The 24,811-nt window shown below is 69.6% G+C and carries 23 protein-coding genes and 2 tRNA genes; 18 read left to right on the top strand and 7 right to left on the bottom strand.

From position 1 onward, the window contains the following. Nucleotides 1-52: 52 nt before the first annotated feature. The gene (gene pepN, locus A3G1_RS0120310) at nucleotides 53-2,605 is read right to left on the bottom strand and encodes an aminopeptidase N (protein ID WP_018351320.1); all 2,553 of its coding nucleotides are present in this window, start codon (nucleotides 2,603-2,605) and stop codon (nucleotides 53-55) included. 111 nt (nucleotides 2,606-2,716) lie between these two features. Here pepN and A3G1_RS0120305 point away from each other — a divergent pair, with 111 nt between their 5' ends. Further along, a complete protein-coding gene (locus A3G1_RS0120305; protein WP_018351319.1) occupies nucleotides 2,717-3,892 on the top strand; it encodes a DUF1015 family protein in 1,176 nt (391 codons plus the stop codon). A gap of 53 nt (nucleotides 3,893-3,945) precedes the next feature. Here the strand turns inward: A3G1_RS0120305 and A3G1_RS35795 are convergent, their stop codons facing one another. Beyond that, a complete protein-coding gene (locus tag A3G1_RS35795) occupies nucleotides 3,946-4,392 on the bottom strand; it encodes a ribose-5-phosphate isomerase (RefSeq protein ID WP_018351318.1) in 447 nt (148 codons plus the stop codon). Between the two features lie 19 nt (nucleotides 4,393-4,411). Continuing rightward, entirely contained in the window at nucleotides 4,412-4,675 is a 264-nt protein-coding gene (locus tag A3G1_RS39715) for a hypothetical protein (protein ID WP_083937002.1), read from the bottom strand. 24 nt (nucleotides 4,676-4,699) lie between these two features. Here A3G1_RS39715 and A3G1_RS0120290 point away from each other — a divergent pair, with 24 nt between their 5' ends. The 5 genes from A3G1_RS0120290 to A3G1_RS0120270 all read left to right on the top strand — a co-directional run bounded on the left by A3G1_RS0120290 (nucleotide 4,700) and on the right by A3G1_RS0120270 (nucleotide 9,573). Then, complete coding sequence (locus A3G1_RS0120290; protein ID WP_018351316.1) at nucleotides 4,700-5,590, top strand: NAD-dependent epimerase/dehydratase family protein; 891 nt, start codon at nucleotides 4,700-4,702, stop codon at nucleotides 5,588-5,590. Continuing rightward, a complete protein-coding gene (locus tag A3G1_RS38785; RefSeq protein ID WP_051110593.1) occupies nucleotides 5,587-7,242 on the top strand; it encodes a protein kinase domain-containing protein in 1,656 nt (551 codons plus the stop codon). Before A3G1_RS0120290 ends, A3G1_RS38785 begins: the two co-directional genes overlap by 4 nt. A 102-nt stretch (nucleotides 7,243-7,344) precedes the next feature. Next, the gene (locus A3G1_RS0120280) at nucleotides 7,345-8,046 is read left to right on the top strand and encodes a tyrosine-protein phosphatase (RefSeq protein ID WP_018351315.1); all 702 of its coding nucleotides are present in this window, start codon (nucleotides 7,345-7,347) and stop codon (nucleotides 8,044-8,046) included. Then, entirely contained in the window at nucleotides 8,043-8,747 is a 705-nt protein-coding gene (locus A3G1_RS0120275; RefSeq protein WP_018351314.1) for a hypothetical protein, read from the top strand. The genes A3G1_RS0120280 and A3G1_RS0120275 overlap by 4 nt, the downstream gene beginning before the upstream one ends. A 253-nt stretch (nucleotides 8,748-9,000) precedes the next feature. Further along, the gene (locus A3G1_RS0120270; protein WP_018351313.1) at nucleotides 9,001-9,573 is read left to right on the top strand and encodes a DUF4291 domain-containing protein; all 573 of its coding nucleotides are present in this window, start codon (nucleotides 9,001-9,003) and stop codon (nucleotides 9,571-9,573) included. A gap of 72 nt (nucleotides 9,574-9,645) precedes the next feature. On the opposite strand, the gene A3G1_RS0120265 is transcribed toward A3G1_RS0120270, so the two are convergent. Beyond that, a tRNA-Gly gene (locus tag A3G1_RS0120265) sits at nucleotides 9,646-9,716 on the bottom strand. A gap of 85 nt (nucleotides 9,717-9,801) precedes the next feature. On the opposite strand from A3G1_RS0120265, the gene A3G1_RS0120260 reads away from it, so the two are divergent. The 7 genes from A3G1_RS0120260 to A3G1_RS0120230 all read left to right on the top strand — a co-directional run bounded on the left by A3G1_RS0120260 (nucleotide 9,802) and on the right by A3G1_RS0120230 (nucleotide 16,219). After that, nucleotides 9,802-9,875: transfer RNA gene (locus tag A3G1_RS0120260), tRNA-Pro, on the top strand. A gap of 113 nt (nucleotides 9,876-9,988) precedes the next feature. Continuing rightward, nucleotides 9,989-11,332 (top strand): trigger factor, encoded by a 1,344-nt coding sequence (gene tig, locus A3G1_RS0120255; RefSeq protein ID WP_018351312.1) that lies wholly within the window; start codon nucleotides 9,989-9,991, stop codon nucleotides 11,330-11,332. Nucleotides 11,333-11,508: 176 nt separating this feature from the next. Beyond that, a complete protein-coding gene (locus tag A3G1_RS0120250) occupies nucleotides 11,509-12,129 on the top strand; it encodes an ATP-dependent Clp protease proteolytic subunit (protein ID WP_018351311.1) in 621 nt (206 codons plus the stop codon). An 11-nt stretch (nucleotides 12,130-12,140) separates the two neighbouring features. Further along, the gene (locus tag A3G1_RS0120245; protein WP_026212323.1) at nucleotides 12,141-12,800 is read left to right on the top strand and encodes an ATP-dependent Clp protease proteolytic subunit; all 660 of its coding nucleotides are present in this window, start codon (nucleotides 12,141-12,143) and stop codon (nucleotides 12,798-12,800) included. 170 nt (nucleotides 12,801-12,970) lie between these two features. Then, nucleotides 12,971-14,275 carry an ATP-dependent Clp protease ATP-binding subunit ClpX gene (gene clpX, locus A3G1_RS0120240; RefSeq protein WP_018351309.1) on the top strand — a complete coding sequence of 435 codons (1,305 nt, stop codon included), beginning with the start codon at nucleotides 12,971-12,973 and terminating at the stop codon, nucleotides 14,273-14,275. A 272-nt stretch (nucleotides 14,276-14,547) separates the two neighbouring features. Then, nucleotides 14,548-15,375 carry a putative protein N(5)-glutamine methyltransferase gene (locus A3G1_RS0120235; RefSeq protein ID WP_051110592.1) on the top strand — a complete coding sequence of 276 codons (828 nt, stop codon included), beginning with the start codon at nucleotides 14,548-14,550 and terminating at the stop codon, nucleotides 15,373-15,375. A 49-nt stretch (nucleotides 15,376-15,424) separates the two neighbouring features. Beyond that, nucleotides 15,425-16,219 (top strand): carbon-nitrogen hydrolase family protein, encoded by a 795-nt coding sequence (locus tag A3G1_RS0120230; RefSeq protein ID WP_018351307.1) that lies wholly within the window; start codon nucleotides 15,425-15,427, stop codon nucleotides 16,217-16,219. Between the two features lie 66 nt (nucleotides 16,220-16,285). Here the strand turns inward: A3G1_RS0120230 and A3G1_RS35780 are convergent, their stop codons facing one another. Then, a complete protein-coding gene (locus tag A3G1_RS35780; protein WP_018351306.1) occupies nucleotides 16,286-16,888 on the bottom strand; it encodes a hypothetical protein in 603 nt (200 codons plus the stop codon). Nucleotides 16,889-16,974: 86 nt separating this feature from the next. Beyond that, nucleotides 16,975-17,778, bottom strand: coding sequence for a hypothetical protein (locus tag A3G1_RS41480; RefSeq protein WP_018351305.1), 804 nt, complete (start codon nucleotides 17,776-17,778; stop codon nucleotides 16,975-16,977). Between the two features lie 77 nt (nucleotides 17,779-17,855). Between A3G1_RS41480 and A3G1_RS0120215 the strand changes: the two genes are divergently transcribed. The 4 genes from A3G1_RS0120215 (at nucleotide 17,856) to A3G1_RS0120200 (ending at nucleotide 22,414) form a co-directional block, all read left to right on the top strand. After that, a complete protein-coding gene (locus tag A3G1_RS0120215; protein WP_018351304.1) occupies nucleotides 17,856-20,411 on the top strand; it encodes a valine--tRNA ligase in 2,556 nt (851 codons plus the stop codon). Next, nucleotides 20,408-20,590 carry a hypothetical protein gene (locus A3G1_RS0120210; protein ID WP_018351303.1) on the top strand — a complete coding sequence of 61 codons (183 nt, stop codon included), beginning with the start codon at nucleotides 20,408-20,410 and terminating at the stop codon, nucleotides 20,588-20,590. Before A3G1_RS0120215 ends, A3G1_RS0120210 begins: the two co-directional genes overlap by 4 nt. Before the next feature lie 79 nt (nucleotides 20,591-20,669). Continuing rightward, nucleotides 20,670-22,043 (top strand): bifunctional folylpolyglutamate synthase/dihydrofolate synthase, encoded by a 1,374-nt coding sequence (locus A3G1_RS0120205; protein ID WP_018351302.1) that lies wholly within the window; start codon nucleotides 20,670-20,672, stop codon nucleotides 22,041-22,043. Further along, a complete protein-coding gene (locus A3G1_RS0120200) occupies nucleotides 22,040-22,414 on the top strand; it encodes a DUF4233 domain-containing protein (RefSeq protein WP_018351301.1) in 375 nt (124 codons plus the stop codon). The genes A3G1_RS0120205 and A3G1_RS0120200 overlap by 4 nt, the downstream gene beginning before the upstream one ends. Nucleotides 22,415-22,517: 103 nt before the next feature. Here the strand turns inward: A3G1_RS0120200 and ndk are convergent, their stop codons facing one another. Beyond that, nucleotides 22,518-22,925, bottom strand: coding sequence for a nucleoside-diphosphate kinase (gene ndk / locus A3G1_RS0120195; protein WP_018351300.1), 408 nt, complete (start codon nucleotides 22,923-22,925; stop codon nucleotides 22,518-22,520). A gap of 218 nt (nucleotides 22,926-23,143) precedes the next feature. On the opposite strand from ndk, the gene A3G1_RS42120 reads away from it, so the two are divergent. Beyond that, a complete protein-coding gene (locus tag A3G1_RS42120; protein ID WP_018351299.1) occupies nucleotides 23,144-24,685 on the top strand; it encodes a VOC family protein in 1,542 nt (513 codons plus the stop codon). The last annotated feature ends 126 nt before the right edge of the window (nucleotides 24,686-24,811 follow it).

The following is a 24,811-nucleotide window of genomic DNA, read 5'->3' as shown; positions in this document are numbered from 1 at the left end:
GAGTACGAAAGAGCGGCGGGAGCTGACCACCTCCCGCCGCTTTCGCGTGTCACTACCGGGCGTCGGCCGCCCGGGCCTTGATGGCACGCAGCACGTCGTCGCGGCCCTCGGCGATCAGCCGGCGCAGCGGAGCCGGGTGGCTGTCCTGCGCCAGCCACGCGTCGGTCGCGGCGATGGTGTCCTCGGAGACCTGGAGCTTCGGGAAGCCCCAGACGGCGTACATCTGGCCGATGTCACCGTCGCGCAGCTCCCACACCGGCGTCGCCTTGTCGAAGAACGCGGCGACGTACGGCTTGGTCAGCTCCACCTGCGAGGGGTGCTGGAAGCCGAGCAGCAGGTACCGGGCCTGCATGTTCGTCAGGTCGCCCTCGCCGGTGATCCGCTCCCACGCCGCGGCCTTGGCCTCGGCGGTCGGGATCAGGGCCTGTGCGAGCAGCGCCTCCTGCTTGCCGGTCGCTGTCGGGTCGGTGGCGAGCTGGGCGTCGATCTCCGCCTGGCCTGCCTTGCCCTGCGCGGTGAGGTTCTGCACGAGGTGCCAGCGGAAGCCGGTGTCGATCGACAGGCCTGCCGGCACGTCCTTGCCCTCCAGCCAGCCCTGGAGCACGGCCAGGTCGGCCTCGGAGCGTGCGGTGGAGGAGAAGGTACGCGCCCAGGCGAGCTGGAGGCCGGAGCCGGGCTCCGCGTTCTCCACCGCACCACGGGCCGCGCCGCTGAGCAGCTCCCAGCCGGCCGGCGACCAGGCCGGGTCGGCGTACTGGCTGAGGGCCAGCTGCGCCTGCTTGGCCGTCACGGTGACCAGGTTGATGTCGTCCTCGGCCGGGAGGCCGTTGGCGACCAGTGCGACGTAGTCGCGGGCGGCCAGCTCGCCGTCGCGGAGCGCGTCCCAGGCCGAGGCCCAGGCCAGGCCGCGGGGGAGCGACTCGGTGAACCCGGCGATGTGCTCGCGGACGCATCCCGCCGACCGCTCGTCGAACCGGATCTTCGCGTAGGTCAGGTCGTCCTCGTTGAGCAGCAGCACGTCGGGCTGGCGTACCCCGGCGAGCGCCTCGACCACAGTGGACGCCCCGGCGATGTCCAGCTCGATCCGCTCGCGGCGGTGCAGCTTGCCGTCGGCCAGGTCGTAGAGGCCGAGGGCGATCCGGTGCTGGCGGAGCGTCGGGTAGTCCTCCGGCGCCTCCTGCTCGATGACGACGGACTCGTAGGTGCCGTCGGCGGCCACGGTCACCCGGGGGCGGAGCGTGTTGACCTGCGCGGTCTCCAGCCACTGCGCGGCGAACTCGCCGAGCTTGCGGCCCGACGTCTCCTCCAGGGCCGCGAGCAGGTCACCGAAGACGGTGTTGCCCCAGGCGTGCTTGCGGAAGTACTCGCGCAGGCCGGCCACGAAGGCCTCCTCGCCGACGTACGCGACGAGCTGCTTGAGGACCGAGGCGCCCTTGGCGTAGGTGATGCCGTCGAAGTTGACCTCGACGGTCTCCACGTCCGGCGTGTCGCAGTACACCGGGTGGGTGCTGGACAGCTGGTCCTGCCGGTAGCCCCAGTTCTTCCGGGCGGACAGGAACGTCGTCCACGCGTCGGTGAACCGGGTCGCCTTGGCGTTGGCCCAGTGCGCCGCCCACTCGGCGAACGACTCGTTCAGCCACAGGTCGTCCCACCACTGCATGGTGACCAGGTCACCGAACCACATGTGGGCCATCTCGTGCAGGATCGTGTTCGACCGCTGCTCGTACTCGAAGTCGGTGACCGTCGAGCGGAACACGTAGGAGTCCTCGGCGAACGTGACGCAGCCGAAGTTCTCCATCGCGCCCGCGTTGTACTCCGGCACGAAGATCTGGTCGTACTTCGGCAGCGGGTAGCGCACCCCGAACTGCTCGTGGAAGAAGTCGAAGCCCTGCCGGGTGATCAGGAAGATGTCATCCGGGTCGAAGTGCTCGGCCAGCGAGGACCGGCAGTAGAGCCCGAGGGCGATGCCGTCGTGCTCGCTGGTCACCTCGTGGTACGGCCCGGCGCACAACGCGTTGATATACGTGCTCATCTTCACGCCCGGCTCGAAGTGCGTGACCTTCGCGCCGGTCTCGTGGTCCTCCACAGAGGCCACGAGCGCGTTGGAGATGACCTTCCAGTGCTGGGGGGCCGTCACGTGCCAGGTCGCCACGGACTTGAGGTCCGGCTGGTCGAAGCAGGCGTACGTGCGCTGGGCGTCGGCCGTCTCGAACTGCGAGTACAGGTACACCTCGCCGTCGACCGGGTCGACGAAGCGGTGCAGGCCCATGCCGGAGTTCGAGTAGAGGAACTGGCCGGTCACGACGAGGACGTTGTCGGCGGCGAGGCCGGGCACGGTCAGCCCGGTCTCGGCGGTCCACGCGCTCGTGTCGAGCTCGGCGCCGTTCAGGGTCGCCGACTCGATGGTGTCGGCTGCGACCTCGATGAAGGTCGACGCACCGGGTTCGGTGCAGGTGAAGTGGATCTCGGAGCGGGAGCGGAAGGTGCGCTCGCCCGGCTTGCCTCCGCCGTCCGTGAGATCCAGCGCGATGTCGTACGAATGCACCTCGAGCAGTCGGGCGCGTTCGATCGCCTCGGTCTGGGCAAGGTTACGAGTACCAGCCACCTGGCTTACTCCTCCATCCACGGTGACGAGCAGGACAATAGTGCGAGTCTTGCATGTTCACAGGTAGTGCGTACGGCCTGGGACGGTAAGGGGGACGGTAGGGTTTGCCCCATGACGGTCGCGTACCCCATCAACCGGGCGTGGATCTCCACGGGGCACACCGGAGCGCAGAACTACGACGAGTTCGCCGAGGATCGCGAGATCACCGAGATCATCGCGCGGAATCCGGTGAGTGCCCTGGCCGTGGAGATGCCGCACCTGGCCCCGGCCAGCCTCGGGAAAACCTTTATCGAAGCGTTGCCTGACGCGGCCTCCCGGCTCCAGGACACGCTGAGGACCTCGTTCAGGCCCCACGAGGACGTGGTGGCGATCTACCGGCTCGGCCCCGGTTCCTACGGCGTGTTCTGCCTGGTCGGCACCGACCAGATCTCGACGAACGCCGACGAGCCCGGCCTGGTCATCCGCAACGAGGACGTCTTCATCGAGAAGGTCCGTGAGCGCGTCGCCCTCGCCGAGAGCGTCGGCCACCTGCTCTCGCCGGTCCTCCTGCTCCAGAGCGGCAAGGGCGCCGAGCTGCACGCCCTCCTGGAGGAGCTGACCGGCAACATGGGCTCCCCGGCCGTCACCGACACCGACCAGAACGGCCGTGAGCACGCGGTCTGGGTCCTCGGCCCCGGCCCGGACCAGGACGAGGTGCTGGCGCTGGCCGGCGGCGGCGAGCTGATCGTCGCCGACGGCAACCACCGTTCCCTCGCAGCCCAGACCGGCGGGCTGCCCAAGTTCCTCGCGGTCGTCACGACCCCGGAGTCCATCGCGATCCAGCCGTACAACCGGCTGCTGCTCGGCCCGGTCATCGACATCGACAAGCTCAGGGCGCTGGGCGCGGAGGTGGTCCCGGCCGAAACGCCGATCACCGTCCCTGCCACGGGCGGATCCATTGTTTTGTACGCCGAGGGCAAAGCCCACAGCGTCACCCTCCCGTCCGGCCCCGGTGCGGAGCTGGTCCAGCGGCTGGACCACGCCCTCGTCGAGCGCGTCATCTTCAACGAGCTCCTGGGTCTCGACGCCGGCGACAAGCGCATCAACTACGTCGGCGGCGACTACTCGGCCGCGTACCTCCAGTCCGAAGTGGACGAGGGCCGGGCGACCGCCGCCATCCTCGTCGCACCGGTCACAGTGGACGACTTCGTCGCCGTGAACCTGTCCCGGCTCAAGCTGCCCCGCAAGAGCACGTGGTTCACCCCGAAGGCGCGCGGCGGGCTGGTGCTGACCGAGCTGCCCAAGTAACCAGTACACGCGAAAGGCCCCGGAGTGGATCCGGGGCCTTTCGCACACCAGGGTTACTTGGCTTCGTAGTCCGAGATCAGGCCGATCCGGCGGACGTGGCGCTCCACGCCGGAGAACGGCGTGCTGAGGAAGGTCCGCGCGATCTCGGTCGCCTCGTCGAGGGTGTGCATCCGGGCGCCGAGGCCGATCACGTTCGCGTCGTTGTGCTCGCGGGCGAGCTGCGCGGTCTCCGTGCTCCACGCCAGCGCGGCCCGGACACCCGTGACCTTGTTCGCGGCGATCTGCTCGCCGTTGCCCGAACCGCCGATCACGATGCCCAGGCTGCCCGGGTCGGCGACGACCCGCTCGCCGGCCTCGATGCAGAACGGCGGGTAGTCGTCCTCGGCGTCGTACTCGAACGGCCCGCAGTCCACCACCTCGTGGCCCTCGGAGGCGAGGACGGTGGCCAGGTGGGTCTTCAGTTCGTAGCCGGCGTGGTCGGCTCCCAGGTAAACGCGCATGACGGCATTCTCGCAACCGCTAACCGAGCTGCTCCGGCGGCACCCAGTTCCGGCGGACCACCTGCGTGTGCTCCTCGGCGTACGCCATCTCCTCTGCCGTCGGCCGGTTCGCGTCGCGCGCCCGCAGCGCCGCCGAAACGCTCACCTGGGACGAACCGGGCCCGACCAGCCCCCGCAGCCCCTTCTCCGCACTGTCTTCCTCTGCGGGCCTCGGCGGGCCTGACCTGCGGCGGGAGTCCTCGCGGGGCCGGTCGACGCCCCGGCGGGGGTGCGCGTCTGTCATATCGGTGACGGTAGCGTAGACAGCATGAACGTAGATGGTGCAGCGACGTATCTGGTAACTGGCGGGGCCGGCTTTGTCGGCAGTCACCTGATCAAGGGCCTGCTGGACAAGTACCCGCAGGCGCGGATCGTCTCGCTCGACAACTACTTCACCGGCACGCGCGACAACCACGTCGCCGACGACCGGGTCACGTACGTCTACGGCAGCACCTCGGAGATCTCCGACCTCGGCCTGCCGGCCCCGAAGGCGGTGTTCCACCTCGGCGAGTACTCGCGGATCGTGCAGTCCTTCGACGAGGTCGACCGGGTGTGGGAGTACAACCTCCAGGGCACCAAGCAGGTCGTCAGGTACTGCCACCAGCAGGGGGCCAGGCTGGTCTACGCCGGCTCCAGCTCGAAGTTCGGCAACGACGGGCAGGACGAGAACCTGAACCCGTACGCGTGGACCAAGGCGAAGAACGTCGAGTACATCAAGAACTTCGCCGAGTGGTACGGCCTCGACCACGTGATCACCTACTTCTACAACGTGTACGGCCCCGGGCACATCAAGACCGGCAAGTACGCGACCGTGATCGGCATCTTCGAGGCGCAGTTCGAGAAGGGCGAGCCGCTGACCGTCGTGTCACCCGGCACCCAGACCCGCGACTTCACCCACGTCGAGGACATCGTCTCCGGCATCCTGACCTGCTACGAGCACGGGAAGGGCGACGGTTACCTGCTCGGGGCGAACAACGAGTGGTCGCTGCTCGACGCGGCGAAGCTGTTCTCCGGGAACATCACCATGATCCCGGCTCTGCGCGGCGAGCGGGTCCGCGGTGCTGCCGACTCCGACAAGGCCCGTGACCTGGGCTGGTCGCCGAAGTGGTCACTCGGTGACTACGTGGCGCAGTTCAAGGCGGCTATTCTCGCAAAGTGACCGCCCTTCTCGATCTGGTCTGCGGCCCGGCAGGGCCGCTTCCCGAAACCCATCAGCGGTACCGGCTCGTGCAGCACCTGGGCTCCGGCGGGCAGGCGGAGGTCTACCGGGCCGTCCGGGTGTGCAGCGGGGTCAGCTCCGCGCCGATGACCGTCAAGGTCTTCCGGGTCGATCCGCAGCGCCCGATCGCCGACGAGCTGCGTTCCTGGGACAAGGGCGACGCGGCCCTGATGGACCTGAACAACCGTGGCGTGCCCGGCATCTGCCGCCGGGCCGACGGTTTCTGGGGCCCGCCGCCGCACCCGCCCGGCCAGCTCCCGCCGCCCGGTGACGCCGTGCCGATCCAGGTGTACGACTACCTGCCGGGGCTGAACCTCCGCGAGTACGTGCAGTTGCGCCCCCAGGGTGACGGACGGCGGCTCAACGCGGCAGGCGCGCTGGCCTTCCTGGCCCGCATCCTCCGGGACCTGCACAACCCGGCCGACCCGGCCGCCTGCCCCGTCCTGCACATGGACATCAAGCCGTCCAACGTGATGGTGCTGCCGAGCGGCGAGATCCGCCTGATCGACTTCACCGGCGCCCGGTACCACCGCGCCGACCACATCACCCAGATCGCATACACCAGCGAGGCCGGCGGGCCGGAGGCGCTGAGCGGCAAGGTCGGCCCGGCCTATGACGTGCACGGCTTCGGCGCCGTGGCGTACTTCCTGGTCACCGGGGCCTTCCCGCGCTCGGAGCACACCGGCCTGCGCGTGCACCCGATGCTCGACGGCTACCCCAAGCTCCGCCATCACCTGCTCGCGCCCCTCGCCGACAACCCGGTGGACCGGCCGAAGACCCTCGACCTGCCCGGCTGGGTCGCCGACCTGGCAGAGCTCGTCCGGGCTGGCGGCACTCCGGACCTGGGTGTCGAGTGGGCCGAGACGTCCAGAACGGTCGGGCGGGCGTCGGTGCCGGCCAAGCGGCCAGCCGTCGCCGGCACGGAGTCCGGTGCCTTCGACCGGATCGAGAAGCTGGAGCGCGAGCTGGTCAAGCTGCGCGAGGTCCTCGCCAAGCCAGCCGTGCCGACCGCGGCACCCGCCTACGCCGTCCCGCCGGCCGCGCAGATGCCGCAGACCCGGATGTACTCGCCGCCGGCCCACCAGTACCCCCCGGCGCCCCCGCCCTACGACCCGACCCGCGTCGCGCCCCCGCAGCCTGCCCGCGAGCCGAACAGCCCGAACAGCCCCGGCCGGGCCAGCGTCCCCCGCCAGCCGGAGCCGGACACCGCGCCCGACCTCCAGCTCCCGCACGAGCGGGTCGTTCACAGTGAGCCGAAGCTCCCGCCGGCCGAACGGGCCCGGCTGCTCGCCAGGGGCTGGGAGCTGAGCGCCGCCGGGGCGTCCTTCGCCTTCGTCTGCTGGGGGATCTGGGCCTTCGTCGGGGGCTCGCCGGGACTCGCGGCCCGGTTCGGTGCGTTTCTCTTCGTCCTGGTCATCGCGGCCGGGATGTTCGCTCTGTGCCGCCTGCTCGGCCTGCTGGTCCTCGTCCGCTGGCTGGGCAGGACCAGGCGCAGCGCCCGGCTGTCCCACGTCGCGTCCGGCGTCTTCCTGGTCTTCGCCGGCCTGGAGTACCTGGGCAAGACCGGCTGGCTCAGTAACCTGTTCGGCTGAGTTCTGTCACATCACGGTGACTGACGGTACCGGGAATTAGTGCTGACAAATGTGCGCGCTCGGCTGTGGCTGGGCGCGCACCGTCATGCTTACGCTCGGTCGGTGTTCACCAATGTGTACAACTTCCGGGATCTATCCACAGCGGACAGTCACCGGCTCAAGCCGGGCCGGGTGTACCGCTCCGATTCCTTGGCCCGCTTCGACGACACGGACTGGAACAAGTTCCGTTCCTTACGCGTGCGCACAGTGGTCGACCTCCGCCTGCCGGAGGAGGTGAGCACACACGGCCGGGTCAGGGCCGCCGCCGGGCAGGACTACCACAACCTGAGCATCATGCGGCGGATGTGGGACACGGCCACGTACGACGACTCGGTCGGCGTCGCCCGCTACCTCGCCGACCGGTACCTGGAGATCACCGAGGACGGCGCCGGTGAGATCGCCACGGCGCTGCGGCTCCTCGCCGAGGCCGACCACGCGCCGGCCGTCCTGCACTGCGCGGGTGGCAAGGACCGTACGGGCGTGATGGCTGCCCTGATCCTTTCCCTCGTGGGCATCGGCGACGAGGCGATCGCCGCCGACTACGCGCGCACCGCGGAGACCTCGCACCTGGTCACGGCCCACCTCCACCAGGCGTACGGCTTCCAGGGTGCCCCGCCGCCCTTCTCGGCCTGCCCGCCAGAGGCGATCCTCGCCTTCCTCGCAGACCTGCGCGCCCGGCACGGCAGTGTCGCCCGGTTCGCCGCCTCCATCGGTGTACCGGAGGGCACCATCCGTTCGCTCCGCGCGCATATGGTTGCCGGATGACAGCATCCTTCGCCGCTGATCTCCGAACGGAACTCGACCGGGTCTACCAGGCCTTCCGGGCCGGTACGCGCACGCAGGGCCGGGCGGTCCTCGCCAGGTACGGCGGCATCCGCCCCGGCCTGCTGATCGACGTGTACCACGTCTTCCTGGCCGGCCCGGTCACCCTCCCGGCCCTGGAAGCCCTGACCAGGTACTGGGAACCCGAGGCGCGGGAGCAGGCCCTCGCCGACCACGTCCACATGGGTGTGTTCACAGTGGACGGAAACGCCATCCACCTCACCGATCTCGGCCGGGACTTCGCGCTCGGCTTCCAGGCGGCCCTCGGTACCGGGGCCGCAGAGCTCTGGGCCGCCTCCGCCGCCCTCCTGCCAGCCCTGAACGACACCCTCGCGACCCTGCTGACTGTGCCCGGCGGGCCAGCCTTCGAAGCGGCCCGCCGCCCGTACCTGCCGCCGGACGCCACCCTCGCGACGCAGGTCACCACCCGCATGGGCGCGTTCAGGTACCGGCGCGCCGACCTGCACGCCCAGGCCTGGGCAGCGGCCGGCCACACCGCCCAGTCCATCCGCGCCCTGGAACCCGGCCCCGAACGCGAGTCCGTCGAGGCCGAGACGAACCGCCTCGACGCCCCGTCCTACTCCGTCCTGCCGGAAGAGTCCCGCCGGGCTCTGTTCGCTACGCTCACCGCCCTCCCGGGCTAGCGGCGCACCACCCTCCCCGGCCAGCAGCGCACCAGCCAACGGCCAGCCTCACGCAGCCCGGGTGCTCCGGCGCCCCTGGGGTGACCGCTGCGATCCAGCCAGAGCCGCCCGCCATCCGAGCAACAGCCGGGCACGCCGCCAGCCGCGCAGCAGGTACAGGAAAACGATCTTGATCTTGGCGCCTTGCACCCCGGGAACCGGGCGCGCGCAAATTGGCTCGCCGCGCTCCGGCACGGCTGGCAGGGTGCGGCGGATGGCGCCCCAGTATCAGATCCGTGCCGACCACGACGCCCGCACGATCGTGGTCTACCAGGCGTACCCGCCGGCCATCGCCGAAGCGGCCCTGCGGGCTGGCCGGTTCGTCGAGCCGTTCTCGTTCCACCGGATGACCTGGATCAAGCCCTCGTTCCTGTGGCTGATGCACCGCAGCAACTGGGCCCGCAAGCCCGGACAGGAACGCGTGCTCGCTGTACGCATCACCCGCGAGGGCTGGGAGGAGGCCCTGTCCCGGGCCGTGCTGACCACCTCGGACCCGGCGCTCGTGGCCAAGGCGGCCGTGCACGTGCAGTGGGACCCGGAGCGTTCGGCGCGCGGCGCGGCCCTGAACCACTACAGCATCCAGGTCGGCGTGAGCCGGCAGCTGATCCGCACGTTCACCGACGAGTGGATCGTCGGGCTCACCGACCTGACGCCGCAGGTCCGCAAGGCCGCGACGCTGACGCAGGGCGGCCGGGCCGCCGAGGCCCAGCGGCTGCTGCCCCCGGAACGGGTCTACCCGCTGCCCAGGGCGCTGGAGGACCGGCTCTGCCCGCGCACATCCCGATGATCGGATCAGTGACCAGACGACTCAGGCCCAGGTACGGGGGAGATGTTCCCTGACCTGGGCCTGAGCTGTGTGAGCGGGCGACGAGAATCGAACTCGCGTAATCAGTTTGGAAGACTGAGGCTCTACCATTGAGCTACGCCCGCATGCGCCGCAGCGCGCCCCAAGCTTAGCGGGTAGACTCCCGGAAGTTCGACCGGGTTGGTGCTCCGCGCTCCGTCCCCGGTCGGCCGGGATGTGGCGCAGCTTGGTAGCGCACTCGCTTTGGGAGCGAGGGGTCGCAGGTTCAAATCCTGTCATCCCGACTCATCGTGTGATCTATCCCCGTCCGGGGTGCCCGGACGGGGAGTGGTCCCCGGCTGCTGTCTAAACTCGGACGGTCAGCCCTCTCAACAGCAATCAATTGAGGAGTACGCCAGTGCAGAGCACCGTGGAGACCCTGAGCCCGACTCGGGTGAAGCTGTCCATCGAGGTGCCCTTCGCTGAGCTCGAGCCGAGCCTGAAGAAGGCATACCGGACGCTGGCCCAGCAGATCTCCATCCCGGGGTTCCGCAAGGGCAAGGTTCCGGCTGCGGTGATCGACCAGCGGATCGGGCGGGGAGCGGTGCTCAGCGAGGCCGTGCAGGAGGCGCTGCCGGAGCAGTACATGGCAGCCGTCCGTGAGCACGAGGTCAAGACGATCGGCCGCCCCGAGATCGACGTCGAGGAGCTCGCCGACGGTGAGCCGCTGAAGTTCACCGCCGAGGTGGACGTCCGCCCGGAGCTGACCCTCCCGGACCTCGGTTCGATCTCCGTCGAGATCGACGAGCTCCAGGTCACCGACGAGCAGGTCGACGAGCAGGTCGGCAGCCTCCGTGACCGGTTCGCCACCCTCAAGGGTGTCGAGCGGGCCGTCCAGGACGGTGACTACGTCACCCTCGACCTGCACGCCACCGTCGACGGCAAGGACGTCGAGGGCGGCTCGGCCACCGGCATCTCCCACGAGGTCGGCAGCGGCCAGCTCCTCCCGGGTCTCGACGAGGCCGTTGTCGGCCTGTCGGCCGGCGAGTCGGCCACCTTCAGCACCGCGCTGGTCGGCGGCGAGTTCGCCGGCCGTGACGCCGACGTGGCCGTCACCATCGGCCAGGTCAAGGAGAAGGAGCTCCCGGAGCTCGACGACGACTTCGCCGGCCTGGCCAGCGAGTTCGACACTCTCGACGAGCTGAAGGCAGACCTGCGCACCCGGCTCACCCGGGTGAAGAAGATGGAGCAGCTCATGGCTGCCCGGGACAAGGCGATCGACGCGCTGCTCGAGGCCGTCGACGTGCCGACCCCCGAGTCGGTCGTCGCCGAGGAGGTCGAGCACCGCAAGGAGTCGATGCTCAGCCAGCTTGAGCGGGTCGGCGCGGACCTGGAGCAGTACCTCGCCTCCGAGGAGCAGACCGAGGAGGGCCTGAACGCCGAGCTGACCGAGTCGGCCACCAAGGCCGTCCGGATCCAGCTCCTGCTCGACGCGCTCGCCGACGCGAACAACGTCGAGGTCTCCGACGACGAGTTCGGCCAGGAGATCGTGCACCGCGCCCAGCAGGCCGGCCAGGCCCCGCAGGCGTACTACGACCAGCTCGTCCGGGCCGGCGTGGCCGGTGCCGTCTATGGCGACGTGCGGCGGGGCAAGGCCCTGGCCCAGGTCGTCGAGGGCATCAAGATCACCGACTCGACCGGTGCCGTGCTGACGGTCGACGACCTGCGCGGTACCACGGCCGGCGAGTCCGAGGCCGAGTAACAACCGGATTCTGTGTGCGTCAGACGCGGCGCGTGGCCTCTTCGCAGGTCGCGCGCCGCGTCGTTTCCGGCTTTTCAGCGCCGAGCGAAAACGAGCCTCCGTGGCCCGGGTTTGGCCGCGCCACCGGCTAGGGTCGGCTAGTACAAGAGAAAACCCTCGAACGGCGAAGGGCTGCCATGACCGACTTGCATTCCCCGGTCGCACGCGGGGCCGAGGCGCTCGGCAATCTGGACGACTCGGTCTACAACCGGTTGCTCAAGGAGCGGATCGTTTTCCTCGGCAGCGAGGTGACGGACCAGTCCGCCAACCGGATCTGCGCCCAGCTCCTGCTGCTCGCCGCTGAGGACGCGGAGCGCGACATCTGGCTCTACATCAACTCGCCCGGCGGCTCTGTCTACTCTGGCATGGCGATCTACGACACCATGCAGTTCATCAAGAACGACGTCGCCACCGTGGCGATGGGCATGGCGGCCTCGATGGGCCAGATGCTGCTGTGCGCCGGCACCAGGGGCAAGCGGTTCGCGCTGCCGCACGCCCGGATCATGATGCACCAGGCCTCCGGCGGCATCGGCGGCACGGCTGCCGACATCGCGATCCAGGCCGAGCAGATGGTGTACACGAAGCACCTCATGCACGAGCGGATCGCCCACCACACGGGGCAGACCATCGAGCAGATCGCCGCCGACTCCGACCGGGACCGCTGGTTCACGGCGGAGCAGGCGAAGGAATACGGCTTCATCGACAAGGTCATCACCGGGGCGGCCCAGGTGCCGGCCGGCGCTGGCACGACCAACTGAGGGGTATGAGCATGTCGGACCTTCACCTGCCGTCCGGGTTCGCCCCCGTGCAGAACCGCTACATCCTGCCCTCGTTCGTCGAGCGCACCTCGTACGGGATCAAGGAGTCCAACCCGTACAACAAGATGTTCGAGGAGCGGATCATCTTCCTCGGCGTGCAGATCGACGACGCCTCGGCGAACGACGTGATGGCCCAGCTCCTGGTCCTCGAGGCCGCTGACCCGGACCGCGACATCACGATGTACATCAACTCGCCCGGCGGGTCGTTCACCGCGATGACGGCCATCTATGACACGATGCAGTTCGTCCGCCCCGACATCGCGACCATGTGCCTCGGCCAGGCCGCGTCGGCCGCAGCGGTGCTGCTCGCGGCCGGTACGCCGGGCAAGCGGATGGCCCTGCCGAACTCGCGGGTCCTGATCCACCAGCCCTCCACCGAGGGTGGCTACGGCCAGGGTTCGGACATCGAGATCCAGGCCAAGGAGATCATGCGGATGCGCTCGCTCCTCGAGGAGCTGATCGCCAAGCACTCCGGCCAGGAGGTCGAGCAGGTTCGCCGGGACATCGACCGGGACAAGATCCTGACGGCGGACGAGGCTCAGGCGTACGGCCTGGTGGACACCGTCCAGGCCCCGCGCAAGAAGAGCGCGGCCGTCCGGGCTGTGAGCTAGTTATTGCTGGTTTGGGGGCACGGTTGGTGCCCCCGACCAGGTACCGTCGAACGAAGGCGGGCCGGAGCCCTCAGCGACACACCCCGGCCAGCCGCGAGACCAGCAGCAGAGCTCGACCGGGGCGGCGCGGACGCCGACCGGGCCAGTAGCAGACCTTGAGCGCAGGGAGCGTGACGCAGGTGGCACCTCGAATCGGTGACGGCGGTGACCTCCTCAAGTGCTCCTTCTGCGGCAAGTCGCAGAAGCAGGTCAAGAAGCTCATCGCCGGCCCAGGCGTGTACATCTGTGACGAGTGCATCGACCTGTGCAACGAGATCATCGAGGAAGAGCTGTCCGAGGCCGGCGACGTCAAGTTCGACGAGCTGCCGAAGCCGAAGGAGATCTCCGAGTTCCTCGACGCGTACGTGGTGGGGCAGGAGCAGGCCAAGCGGGCCCTGGCCGTGGCCGTGTACAACCACTACAAGCGGATCCAGGCCGAGGCAACCGGTAACCGGCCGGGTGGCGAGACCGTCGAGCTGGCCAAGTCCAACATCCTCATGATCGGCCCGACCGGGTGCGGTAAGACACACCTCGCCCAGACCCTGGCCCGGATGCTCAACGTGCCGTTCGCCATCGCGGACGCCACGGCGCTGACCGAGGCCGGCTATGTCGGCGAGGACGTCGAGAACATCCTGCTCAAGCTGATCCAGGCCGCCGACTACGACGTGAAGCGCGCCGAGACCGGCATCGTGTACATCGACGAGATCGACAAGGTCGCCCGCAAGAGCGAGAACCCGTCGATCACCCGCGACGTGTCGGGCGAGGGCGTCCAGCAGGCCCTGCTGAAGATGCTGGAAGGCACGACGGCCAACGTCCCGCCGCAGGGCGGCCGCAAGCACCCGCACCAGGAGTTCATCCAGATCGACACGACGAACGTCCTGTTCATCTGCGGTGGTGCCTTCGCGGGGCTGGACAAGATCATCGAGCAGCGGATCGGCAAGAAGGGCCTCGGCTTCGGCGCCCAGATCCGGTCGAAGGACGAGGTGTCAGCCGACGACATCTTCAACCAGGTCATGCCCGACGACCTGCTGAAGTTCGGGCTGATCCCCGAGTTCATCGGCCGGCTGCCTGTGATCACCAACGTGCGCAACCTCGACCGGACCGCCCTGATCAAGATCCTGAGCGAGCCGAAGAACGCCTTCGTCAAGCAGTACCAGCGGCTGTTCGAGCTGGACGGCGTCGAGCTGACCTTCGACCAGGAGTCGCTGGAGGCGATCGCCGACCAGGCGCTGCTGCGCGGCACGGGTGCCCGCGGCCTCCGCGCGATCATGGAGGAAGTCCTGCTCCCCGTGATGTACGAGGTGCCCAGCCGCTCCGACGTCGCCCGGGTCGAGATCACCAGGGCCGTCGTCCGGGAGAACGTGAATCCGACGATCATCCCGCGTGACCTGCGCAACGCCGGGCCGACGACGGTCCGCAGGGACAAGTCGGCCTGAGCCAGCGGCAGAACGGTAGTTGCGGCGCGCGGGCGGGTTCGGGTAGCGTCCGCGTGCCATGAGTTCTCCGCAAGATCGGAAAGCCTGGCGTGAGTTCTCCGGTGATCCGGGGGACATGTCGTGCACCATGTGGTTCCCGTTTGCCGGGGACCCGGACCGGGGAGGTGAGACCCATTACCGCTGTAGCTGGCCGGGTGCTCTCCCTTCACGGTCTGGCGGCGCACCGGGGATAGGTGGCCGCGGGAGCACCCTCGGTTCTCCGGAGGTTCTCCATGCTTGTTACTCCCGTTCTTCCTTCCGCGGTTCGTTCCTCCTTCCCTGAGGCCGCGTCGTTTTCTCCGCTCGCCGAGGCCGGTGTCGTCGCCCGGCTGCGCGCCGCCGGCTGTGTGTTCGCCGAGGACGAGGCCGCCCTGCTGATCGCCGCCGCTCCCGTACCTGACGAGCTCGAACGGCTCGTGGCCCGCCGGGTCGCCGGGCAGCCACTGGAGCACGTGCTCGGCTGGGCCGAGTTCTGCGGGCTGCGGATCGAGGTCGACCCGGGCGTGTTCGTGCCGCGCTGGCGGACGGAGTTCCTGGCGGGGTGCGCGGTCGCGCTGGCCAGGCCCGGTGCGGTGGTTCTCGACCTGTGCTGCGGTACCGGGGCGCTGAGCGCGGCGCTCGCCGAAGCCGTCCCGGGGCTCGACGTCCACGCCGCCGACATCGACCCGGCCGCCGTGGCCTGCGCGGCCCGTAACGTCCGCGGTGGACGGGTCTACTGCGGTGACCTGTACGAGCCCCTCCCGTCCACACTCCACGGCCGCGTGGACATCCTCGTCGTCAACGCCCCGTACGTGCCGACGGAAGCGATCAGCCTGCTCCCGCCGGAGGCCCGCCTGCACGAGGCCAGGGAGGCGCTCGACGGCGGTGCCGACGGGTACGCCGTCCAGCGCCGGGTCGCGGCCGGAGCACGCGCGTGGCTGGCCAGCGGGGGACACGTGCTGATCGAGACAAGTCAGGGGCAGGCACCGGGTACGGCTGAGGTCTTCGCCAGCCAGGGCATGACCACCGAGGTCCTGCACTGCGAGGAGCGGGACGCGACGGTGGTCGTGGCCCGAATGTGAGCGTTCGGAGTCTCGGCCCACCGGCTCGCGGCGGCATAGGATCGGCGGTATGCGGATCGCAGTGTGCCAGCTCAACTCCCGTGACGATCGGGAAGCAAACCTGACGGTCGCCCGGCGGCTCCTGGAGAACGCCGCGGACCGGGGTGCCGACCTCGCCGTGCTGCCCGAGTACGTCGACCATCTCGGGCACAACCCGCCGAAGCCGGAGCCGGTCGACGGGTCGTTCGGCCAGTTCTTCGCCGACGCGGCCCGCGAGCTCGGCATGTGGGTGCACGCCGGCAGCTTCCACGAGACCGGGCCGGACGCCGAGCACACGTACAACACGTCGCTGCTGTTCGACCGCTCGGGCAACCTGGCCGCCGCGTACCGGAAGATCCATCTCTACGATGTGGAGCTTCCCGGCCGGGTGTCCTATCACGAGTCGAAGTCCGTCGCCCCGGGCACCGAGGTCGTCACGGCCAAGGTTGAGGGCGCGACGCTCGGCCTGTCGATCTGCTACGACCTGCGGTTCCCCGAGCTGTACCGGCGGCTGACCGACCAGGGCGCGAACGTCATCGTCGTGCCGGCGGCCTTCATGCTGCACACCGGGCGCGACCACTGGGAGGTGCTGCTGCGCGCCCGGGCGATCGAGTCCCAGTCCTACGTGATCGCGGCCGGCCAGATCGGCGACCACGACCCGGGCCGGACCTGCTTCGGCCGCAGCATGATCATCGACCCGTGGGGCACGGTGGTGGCCCAGGCCCCGGACGTCGTGGGCGTGACGGTGGCCGACATCGACCGGGCCCGCCTGGACCAGGTGCGCGCCGAGCTTCCAAGCCTCGCCAACCGCAGGCTCACGCTGTAACTCCTGCTCACCATGATCGTGGGACCCCTCATGTCGCTATAGCAGCATGAGGGGTCCCACGATCACTTATCGGTGCTGGATGGCTGAGCGAAGTGCGGCGAACTTCGCGGGCGCCTCTTCGGGGGTGTGGCCGGGGAAGAGGAGGAGGCCGGCGCTGCCGTGGTCGGCCCAGCCGCAGACGGGTACGGCGGCCGCGTCGATCTGGGTGACGCCGCACCGGGCCTCGCCGCCCAGCGGGCCGGGATCGACGTCGCGCTTGGCCGAGACGCCGCCGGCCGTGTCGGTGATGACGGCGAAGAGCTTGTCGAGCGGCTCGGCCGGGTCGGAGAAGATGGCCTGCCCGGCCATGACGATCACTGATCGCGTGGTGGAGCCTGGTTCGCGGTACACGCCGCCGATGGTCTTGTCGAACTGGACCGGGGCCGACAGCGCTGCCTGGATGTCAGCGGCGGTGGCCTTGCCCGGGGGTGTGGTGTCGAGGGTCAGCCCGGCGGCGGTGTCGGGAGTGGACAGTTCCGGGTCCTTCTCCTGGAGGATGCGCCACGCGGTCGGGCCCCAGATGATCCCGCTGATCAGCACGATCACGGCGAAGACGCCGCCGGCGATCAGCGCGACCTTCTTGACCTGGAGCGCCGGGCGCTCCGGCTCGGCACCCTCGTCGTTCACCATCGCGGCAGCATAACCCGGCCGGCGGTGGCCGGAGACGGAACCGGCCCGGGACCAGTGGTGGTCCCGGGCCGGTGAACGTTCAGGTGTTACCGCTTGAGCATCGTCTTGTGCATCTCGAGGAACGCCGGAGCGGCCTTCGCCTTGTCCTTCGCCATGAAGATCGCGAAGCCGAGGCTGCCGTGGTCGGCCCAGATGCAGACCGAGCCCTTGCTGCCGGTCACGCTCGTGTTGCCGCACCGGATCTCGCTGGCCGGGTCGCCGGTCGGCTTGTACGTCTCGATGTCCGTCGCGTTGATCTCCTTGAACGCGTCGTCGAGCTGGCTGGACACGAACAGGTTCATGCCGGTGGCGCCGATGAAGATGACCAGGTCGGTGTTACCGCCGCCACCGTTGTAGAGGGCCGCGACGCTCTTGTGCCCGCCGACCGACTTCTCCATCGACTTGACCGCCGCGTCGGTGATCTTCTGCGAGTTGGCGTCCTTCTGGATGGACAGGCCGGCCACCTTGTCCGGCAGCGCGATCGTCGCGCCCTGCTGGCTGATCACCGGCAGCGCGAAGACGGCACCCAGGCCACCGCAGACCACGAACAGGACGAGGAGGACGATCAGCACGATCTTGCCGGTGCTGCGCTTCTTCGGCGGCAGCGGCGGGGTGAAGCTCAGCGGCGGCTGCTCCGGCCCGCCGAAGGCCGGCTGGTCGTACTGCGGAGCGCCGGCCGGGGCGTCGTAGCCGCCGTAGGCTGGCTGCTGGCCGTACCCCGGCTGCGGCTGCCCGAACTCCGGCTGCTGGGCGTACCCCGGCTGCTGGTAGCCCTGAGCGGGGTCGTATGGCTGCTGCTGTGGCTGACCGTACGGCTGGCCTGGCTGCGGGTACTGGCCGGGCTGGCTCATCGCGAGGCTCCCAAGGGGTGTGTGGGTAAGGGGTGGGGCCGGAATCGGTGACTCTAGCACTCCGTAAACTCTCCAAGGTGACGAAGGAATTGCCAGCCCAGTACCCGCCAGCAGACGTCGAGGCGCGCCGGTACGCGCAGTGGGTACACGATCGGTTGTTCGAAGCGGACGCGAGCAGTGAGAAGCCGCCGTACGCCATCGTCATCCCCCCGCCGAACGTGACCGGTGTCCTGCACATGGGGCACGCGCTGGACCACACCATCCAGGACACCCTGATCCGCCGCCGCCGCATGCAGGGCTACGAGGCCCTGTGGCTGCCCGGCATGGACCACGCGGGCATCGCCACCCAGAACGTCGTCGAGCGCAAGCTGGCCGCCGAGGGCCTGAGCCGCCACGACCTGGGCCGGGAGAAGTTCCTGGAGAAGGTGTGGGAGTGGAAGGCCGAGTCCGGCGGCGCGATCCTGGGCCAGATGAAGCGGCTCGGTGACTCCGTCGACTGGTCGCGTGAGCGGTTCACGATGGACGCGGGCCTGTCGCGGGCTGTGCAGACCATCTTCAAGCGTCTCTTCGACGACGGCCTGATCTACCGGGCCAACCGCATCATCAACTGGTGCCCGCGCTGCCTGACCGCGCTGTCCGACATCGAGGTCGAGCACTCCGACAAGGACGGCGAGCTGGTCTACATCCGGTACAGCGACGAGATCGTCGTCGCGACCACCCGGGCGGAGACCATGCTGGGCGACACCGCCGTCGCGGTGAACCCGGAGGACGAGCGGTACAGGCACCTGGTCGGCACCGAGGTCGAGCTGCCGCTGACCGGCCGGAAGATCCCGATCGTCGCCGACGAGCACGTGGACCCGTCCTTCGGTACCGGCTGTGTGAAGGTCACCCCGGCGCACGACCCCAACGACTTCGAGATCGGCCAGCGGCACGGCCTGCCGTCGATCACGATCATGGACGAGCGCGCCATCATCACGGCGCACGGCCCGTTCCTCGGCCTCGACCGGTACGAGGCGCGCCCGGCCGTCGTGGCCGCGCTGCGCGAGCAGGGCCGGATCGTCAAGGAGGTCCGGCCGTACAACCACTCCGTCGGGCACTGCTCGCGGTGTGGCACCACTGTGGAGCCCCGCCTGTCGCTCCAGTGGTTCGTGAAGACGGGCCCGCTGGCCCAGGCCGCCGGCGACGCGGTGCGCGACGGCCGGGTGAAGATCGAGCCTGCCGAGCTGTCCAAGCGGTACTTCGCCTGGGTCGACAACATGCACGACTGGTGCATCTCCCGCCAGCTGTGGTGGGGCCACCGCATCCCGGTCTACTACGGCCCGGACGGCGACGTGGTGTGCGTGGGGCCGGACGAGCAGCCCCCGGCCGGGTACACGCAGGACACCGACGTCCTCGACACCTGGTTCTCCAGCGCCCTGTGGCCGTTTTCGACGCTGGGCTGGCCGGACCGCACCGCCGACCTGGAGAAGTTCTACCCGACCAGCGTGCTGGTCACCGGCTACGACATCCTCTTCTTCTGGGTCGCCCGGATGATGATGTTCGGCCTGTACGCGATGGACGGCACCCCGCCGTTCGGCACCATCGCCCTGCACGGCATGGTCCGCGACCAGTTCGGCAAGAAGATGTCGAAGTCCTTCGGCAACGTGGTCGACCCGCTGGACTGGGTCGAGCGGTACGGCGCCGACGCGACCCGCTTCACCCTGGCCCGCGGCGCCAACCCCGGTGCCGACGTGGCGGTCAGCGACGAGTGGGCGGCCGGCTCGCGGAACTTCTGCAACAAGCTGTGGAACGCGACCCGCTTCGCCCTGATGAACGGCGCGCACGTCGAGGGTGACCTGCCGGCCGAGCTGTCGACTGTGGACGCCTGGATCCTGTCCCGGCTGCACGCCACCGTCGCGGCCGTCGACACCGCCTTCGACACGTACGAGTTCGCCAAGGCCTGCGACGCGCTGTACCACTTCGCGTGGGACGACGTCTGCGATTGGTACCTGGAGCTGGCCAAGCCGGTGCTCTTCGCCGAGGGCCCGGAGGCCGAGGCCACCAAGCGGGTACTGGGCGAGGTCCTCGACACCCTGCTCCGCCTGCTGCACCCGGTCATCCCGTTCGTCACCGAGGAACTGTGGACGGCGCTGACCGGCGTGGACACCGTCGTGACGGCCCCGTGGCCGGCCCACGAGCCGAAGCTCGCGAACCCGGCTGCCGAGGCCAGCGTGGCCACGCTCCAGTACGTCGTGACCGAGGTCCGCCGGTTCCGTTCGGACCAGGGCCTCAAGCCCAGCCAGCGGGTGGCGGCCCGGGTGAACGTCACCGAGCACGAGCCGCTGATCCGTAACCTCGCCAAGCTCGACGTGCCCGGCGAGGACTTCGAGGCCAGCGCCACACTGAGCCTGACCGGCGGGCTGTCGGCGGAGATCGACACCCGGGGCACTATTGACGTGGCGGCCGAGCGGGCCCGGCTGGTCAAGGACCAGGCGGCCGCCGAGAAGGAAGCTGCGCAGTGCCGGGCCAAGCTGGGCAATGCCGAGTTCCTCGGCAAGGCGCCCGACCATGTGGTTGACAAGATCAAGTCCAGGCTTGCGGCGGCGGAGGCCGAGCTGGCCCGGATCGCGGCGGCATTGGAGAAGCTGAGTTGATCGATGATCTGGCCGAAGCGGTAGCCGACGTCGTCGGCGGCGTGGTGCGGGGTGCGGCCGACCTCGTGAGCGAGGTCGCGTCCTTCGTCAGCGGGCCGGTGGCTGATGGTGCCGCCAACGCCACCGGCGTGCACCAGGAGAACGGCGAGGAAGAGGAAGAGCAGCCCAGCGCTGCGTGAGCGTGACAACGATGCGAGCAGTTCGGAAGGCAGCAGTCTGGTGAGTGACGACGAACGCAAGAGGATCCTGCGAGCCGGGATGGAGTTCGCCGACGCCCAGCGGGCTGTGAAGCCTTCCGAGCGGTTCGCCGAGGTCGACGCAGAGCTGCTGGCCCGGGGCTTCTCCCGGATGGTGTTCGACCGGTCGAAGCTCCGGGAGCTGCTCGACGCGCTCGGCAACCCGGAGAAGGCGTACCGGTCGGTGCACCTGACCGGCACGAACGGCAAGACGTCCACGGCGCGCATGGTCGAGTCGCTGCTCCGGGCGCACGGGCTGCGGACGGGCCGCTACACCAGCCCGCACCTGGAGACCGTGCGCGAGCGGATCACGATCGACGGCGAGATGGTCTCCGAGGAACGCTTCGTCGAGATCTACGACGACGTGGCCCCGCTCGCGGCGCTGATCGACGCCCGGCACCCCGAGACCATGACGTACTTCGACATGACGACGGCGCTGGCGCTGGCCGGGTTCGCCGACGCGCCGGTCGACGTGGCCGTGGTCGAGGTCGGGCTGGGCGGGGCTTCGGACTCGACGAACGTGCTCGACGCCGGTACGTGCGTGATCACGCCGATCGGCCTCGACCACACCGAGTGGCTGGGCGACACCGTCGCCGACATCGCCTGGGAGAAGGTCGCGATCGTCCAGGAGGGTGCGACGCTGGTCTGCGCCCAGCAGCCCGAGGAGGCGATGGAGGCCATCCTGGAGCACTGCGCCGAGGTCGGCGCGACGGTCGCCAGGGAGGGTCACGAGTTCTACGTGGCGCAGCGCGGCCTCGCCGTCGGCGGCCAGGTCCTCCAGGTCCAGGGCCTCGGCGGGGTGTACGACCAGATCTACCTGCCGCTGCACGGCGCGCACCAGGCGCAGAACGCCGCGCTCGCACTGGCCACAGTGGAAGCCTTCCTCGGGGCTGGCAAGGACAAGGGCCCGCTGGACATCGAGGTGGTCCGCGAGGGCTTCGCCCAGGTGACGTCGCCCGGCCGGCTGGAGAAGGTCCGCAACGCGCCGGCGATCCTGCTCGACGCCGCGCACAACCCGGCGGGCATGGCAGCGACCACGCAGGCCCTGGCCGAGGAGTTCGACTTCGGCCGGCTGGTGGCCGTGTTCGCCGCGCTCGGCGACAAGGACGTGTCCGGCATGCTCGAACTGCTGGAGCCGGTCTGTGACGCCATCGTCCTCACCGTGAACAGCTCCGATCGGGCGATGCCGGTGAGTAAGATCCAGCCGATCGCCGAGGAGATCTTCGGGGCGGAACGGGTCCAGACCGCGCCGCACCTGGCCGACGCGATCGAGGTGGCCATCGCCGAGGCCGAGTCCCGCGAGGACGTCTCCCTCGGCGCGATCGGCCTGATCATCACCGGCTCGGTGATGACGGTCGCCGACGCCCGCAAGCTCCTGGTGAGGAAGAAGCCGTGACCGGGGAAGAGCCGATGGAGACGGAAGAGCAGCCCTCCGGTTTACGGAACCCGGGTGCCGCCGTCCGTGGCGTCGGCGCGGGCACCCTGGTGATCGAGGGCATCGTCCTGCTCCTCGCGATCATGCCGATCAAGACGATGGGCGGCTCGCTCAGCTCGGGCGGTGTGGCGGCGATGCTGGTCCTGTCGCTGCTCAGCTTCGTCCTCTGTGGAACGCTCCGCAAGCCGTGGGGCTGGCACGCCGGTACCGTGCTCCAGGTGCTCGTGATCGCCTGCGGCCTGTTCCAGTGGAGCGTGGCCGTCGTCGGGGTGCTGTTCCTGGGCCTGTGGCTGTACGTGCTGCACGTCCGGAAGACGGTGCTGGGGGGCTGAGTGCTCACCAGTACAAAATCAGGGTTGTGAAAAAGACTGACGGCCCGGACGCGATGTCCGGGCCGTCAGTCGTTGAGAGACTGTGACGCTCAGTGGCTGGGAACTACAGCCCCGGGAACCACAACGCGATCTCACGCTTGGCCGAGTCCTCGGAGTCGGAGGCGTGCACCAGGTTCTCCCGGTTGGACAGCGACAGGTCGCCCCGGATGGTGCCTCCAGCGGCCGCCCGGCCGTCGGTCGCGCCGGTCAGCGCGCGGACCACCGAGATCGCCTGGTCGCCGGCCAGGATCAGCGCGACCAGCGGGCCGCCGGTCATGAAGGCCTTGAGCGGCGGGTAGAAGTCGCGGGCGACGTGCTCTGCGTAGTGCGCGTCCGCCAGCTCGGCGTCCATAGTGCGCAGTTCCATCGCCTCGACGGTCAGGCCCTTGCGCTCGAAGCGCGCCAGCACCTCACCGATCAGGCCGCGGCGGACCGCGTCGGGCTTGATGAGTACGAGCGTGCGCTCGGACACGGCAGACCTCCTGGAAGAAAGTACGGCTTTCCGGATGCAGGGTAACTGTGGGTGAGGGCACCGCTGGCAGCGGCCCCGATCAATCAGGTGTCACATGTTCCGCCGGTCACGACCTTCCGAAAAGAGACCTACGCCCCTAGCCTGGTCTTCAAGACTCCAGGAGGCCGAAAGTGTCGGATGGCTCCTCTCACTCGTCCCATGCGCGCAGCCTGATCGGGGTGGGCCTGCCGCTGGCGGCCGTCTTCGTGCTGGCGGCGAGCGCGGGGACGGGCAGCGAGGCCGTGCTCTGGGCCGGTGTCGCTCTCGCGGTGGGCGCGATCGCCTACCACCTGATGAACTCGATCGCCCCGTCCGGCGGCCGGCGGGTGGTCGAGGGCAGCGCCCGGGTGATCAGCGCCAGTACCGCGCCTGCCGGGCACACGACCGGGCGGTGCGAGCTCCAGGTGGTCATCGAGGCGCCGGGCATGCCGTCGACCCGCCAGACTGTGTACGCGCAGAACGTCCCCACCGCCAAGTGGCCGGCCAAGGGCGACAAGCTGCCCGTGCACGTCCTGCGGTCCGACCCGCGCCAGGTGACGATCCGCTGGGACAAGCTGCCCGGGGCCGGAGCCGTGGCCGACGCGGAGTTCGTCACGCGGCTGACCAGCCGGGCGCAGGAGGCGGCGAAGTCCCGGCAGCGCGACGACGAACTAGGCTCCTACCTGGAGGAACTCTTCAGTCCAGTCGAGACGGCCACAGTGGACCCCCAGGAAATGGGGCCAGCCAAGCCGATGAGCGCCCCACCGGCCTCCTCCCGGGCCAGCGCGCCCTCGGCGCCCCGGAAGAGCGAGCCGCTGGAGGAGTTCCCGCCCGCGCCGGAGCGCCCGGCCGCGTCCCCGTCTTCGTCTCCGGCAGCGGCACCGCCTCCGGCCGAGCGCCCGGGTGCCGGGGGGCCTTCCGGCAAGGCTGGCTTACCGGACGAGCCCGCGCCGCCGATCATCCCGCCCTTCGTGTTACCGGAGTTCACGCCGCTCGACCTGCCGGAGTTCGACCTCGCGGACTTCGTGACCCCGCCTCTGGCCCCGCCTGCCCCGGCGGTGACCGTGCCGGAGCCGCGCGGGCCCGAGCCGGACAGCGGGCCGGGGCTGGACAGCAAGAAGGCCGAGCCGCCCGGGAAGGACGAGCCCGACGCCGCGAAGCTGCCGTTGCCGAGGCGGGAGCCCCGGCCCCTCGACCAGGCTCGCTGGGGCCAGCCGGTGGAGGACGAGGACGGTGAGCCGGTCGGGCTGGCCGGCCGGCTGCTCCACCCGGGCGTGCTCACCGCCGGCCGGGCCAGCTACGAGGCCACCCTCGCCGAGGACGAGACAGGCGAGGGCGGGGACGAGGACGAGGACCTGTTCCTCCCCGGGCCGGCCGCGATCCAGGGCGTCGGCGTGAGCCTGATGGTCTCCGACCTGCCCCGCTCGCTGGAGTTCTACCGCGACAAGCTGGGCTTCACCGAACTCGACTCCGGCGGTGGCGCCGCGATCCTGGCCGCCGGCGACGCCAAGCTGCTCCTCCGCCAGCTCGACGACGCCAAGCCGGAAGGCCCGCGCCTCGCCCACGTCAACCTTGAGGTCGATGACGTCGAGACGGTGTACAACGACCTGCGCGGGAAGGGTGTCCGGTTCCTCCAGCGCCCGCGCGCCGTCGCCAGCACCGCGATGCTCGAGCTGTGGTCGGTCTCGTTCAAGGATCCCGACGGTCACGGGCTGGCGCTGACCAGCTGGCGGTACCGCTGACGTTAAGAACTTGGGCCTGCCGTTACCATTGCCGTACAGGCTTTGACCCGGCCATCACCGGCGAGCCTCCGGAAGAACAGGGACCCTGGTCCCCCAGTAGAACCGGACGGGGCCGGCCCGTCACAG

It is taken from the genome of Longispora albida DSM 44784 (assembly GCF_000379825.1).
Classification (GTDB): Bacteria; Actinomycetota; Actinomycetes; order Mycobacteriales; family Micromonosporaceae; genus Longispora; species Longispora albida.
The sequence above is the reverse complement of the archived record's forward strand: the minus strand, read 5'-3'. Positions and strand labels throughout refer to the sequence as shown.

Coding starts and splice junctions, on each gene's coding strand:
- A3G1_RS0120305 (WP_018351319.1), top strand. CDS start 2,717: ATGACGGTCGCGTACCCCATCAACCGGGCGTGGATCTCCACGGGGCAC.
- A3G1_RS35795 (WP_018351318.1), bottom strand. CDS start 4,392: ATGCGCGTTTACCTGGGAGCCGACCACGCCGGCTACGAACTGAAGACC.
- A3G1_RS39715 (WP_083937002.1), bottom strand. CDS start 4,675: ATGACAGACGCGCACCCCCGCCGGGGCGTCGACCGGCCCCGCGAGGAC.
- A3G1_RS0120290 (WP_018351316.1), top strand. CDS start 4,700: ATGAACGTAGATGGTGCAGCGACGTATCTGGTAACTGGCGGGGCCGGC.
- A3G1_RS0120275 (WP_018351314.1), top strand. CDS start 8,043: ATGACAGCATCCTTCGCCGCTGATCTCCGAACGGAACTCGACCGGGTC.
- A3G1_RS0120270 (WP_018351313.1), top strand. CDS start 9,001: ATGGCGCCCCAGTATCAGATCCGTGCCGACCACGACGCCCGCACGATC.
- A3G1_RS0120250 (WP_018351311.1), top strand. CDS start 11,509: ATGACCGACTTGCATTCCCCGGTCGCACGCGGGGCCGAGGCGCTCGGC.
- A3G1_RS0120245 (WP_026212323.1), top strand. CDS start 12,141: ATGTCGGACCTTCACCTGCCGTCCGGGTTCGCCCCCGTGCAGAACCGC.
- A3G1_RS0120235 (WP_051110592.1), top strand. CDS start 14,548: ATGCTTGTTACTCCCGTTCTTCCTTCCGCGGTTCGTTCCTCCTTCCCT.
- A3G1_RS0120230 (WP_018351307.1), top strand. CDS start 15,425: ATGCGGATCGCAGTGTGCCAGCTCAACTCCCGTGACGATCGGGAAGCA.
- A3G1_RS35780 (WP_018351306.1), bottom strand. CDS start 16,888: ATGGTGAACGACGAGGGTGCCGAGCCGGAGCGCCCGGCGCTCCAGGTC.
- A3G1_RS41480 (WP_018351305.1), bottom strand. CDS start 17,778: ATGAGCCAGCCCGGCCAGTACCCGCAGCCAGGCCAGCCGTACGGTCAG.
- A3G1_RS0120205 (WP_018351302.1), top strand. CDS start 20,670: ATGGAGTTCGCCGACGCCCAGCGGGCTGTGAAGCCTTCCGAGCGGTTC.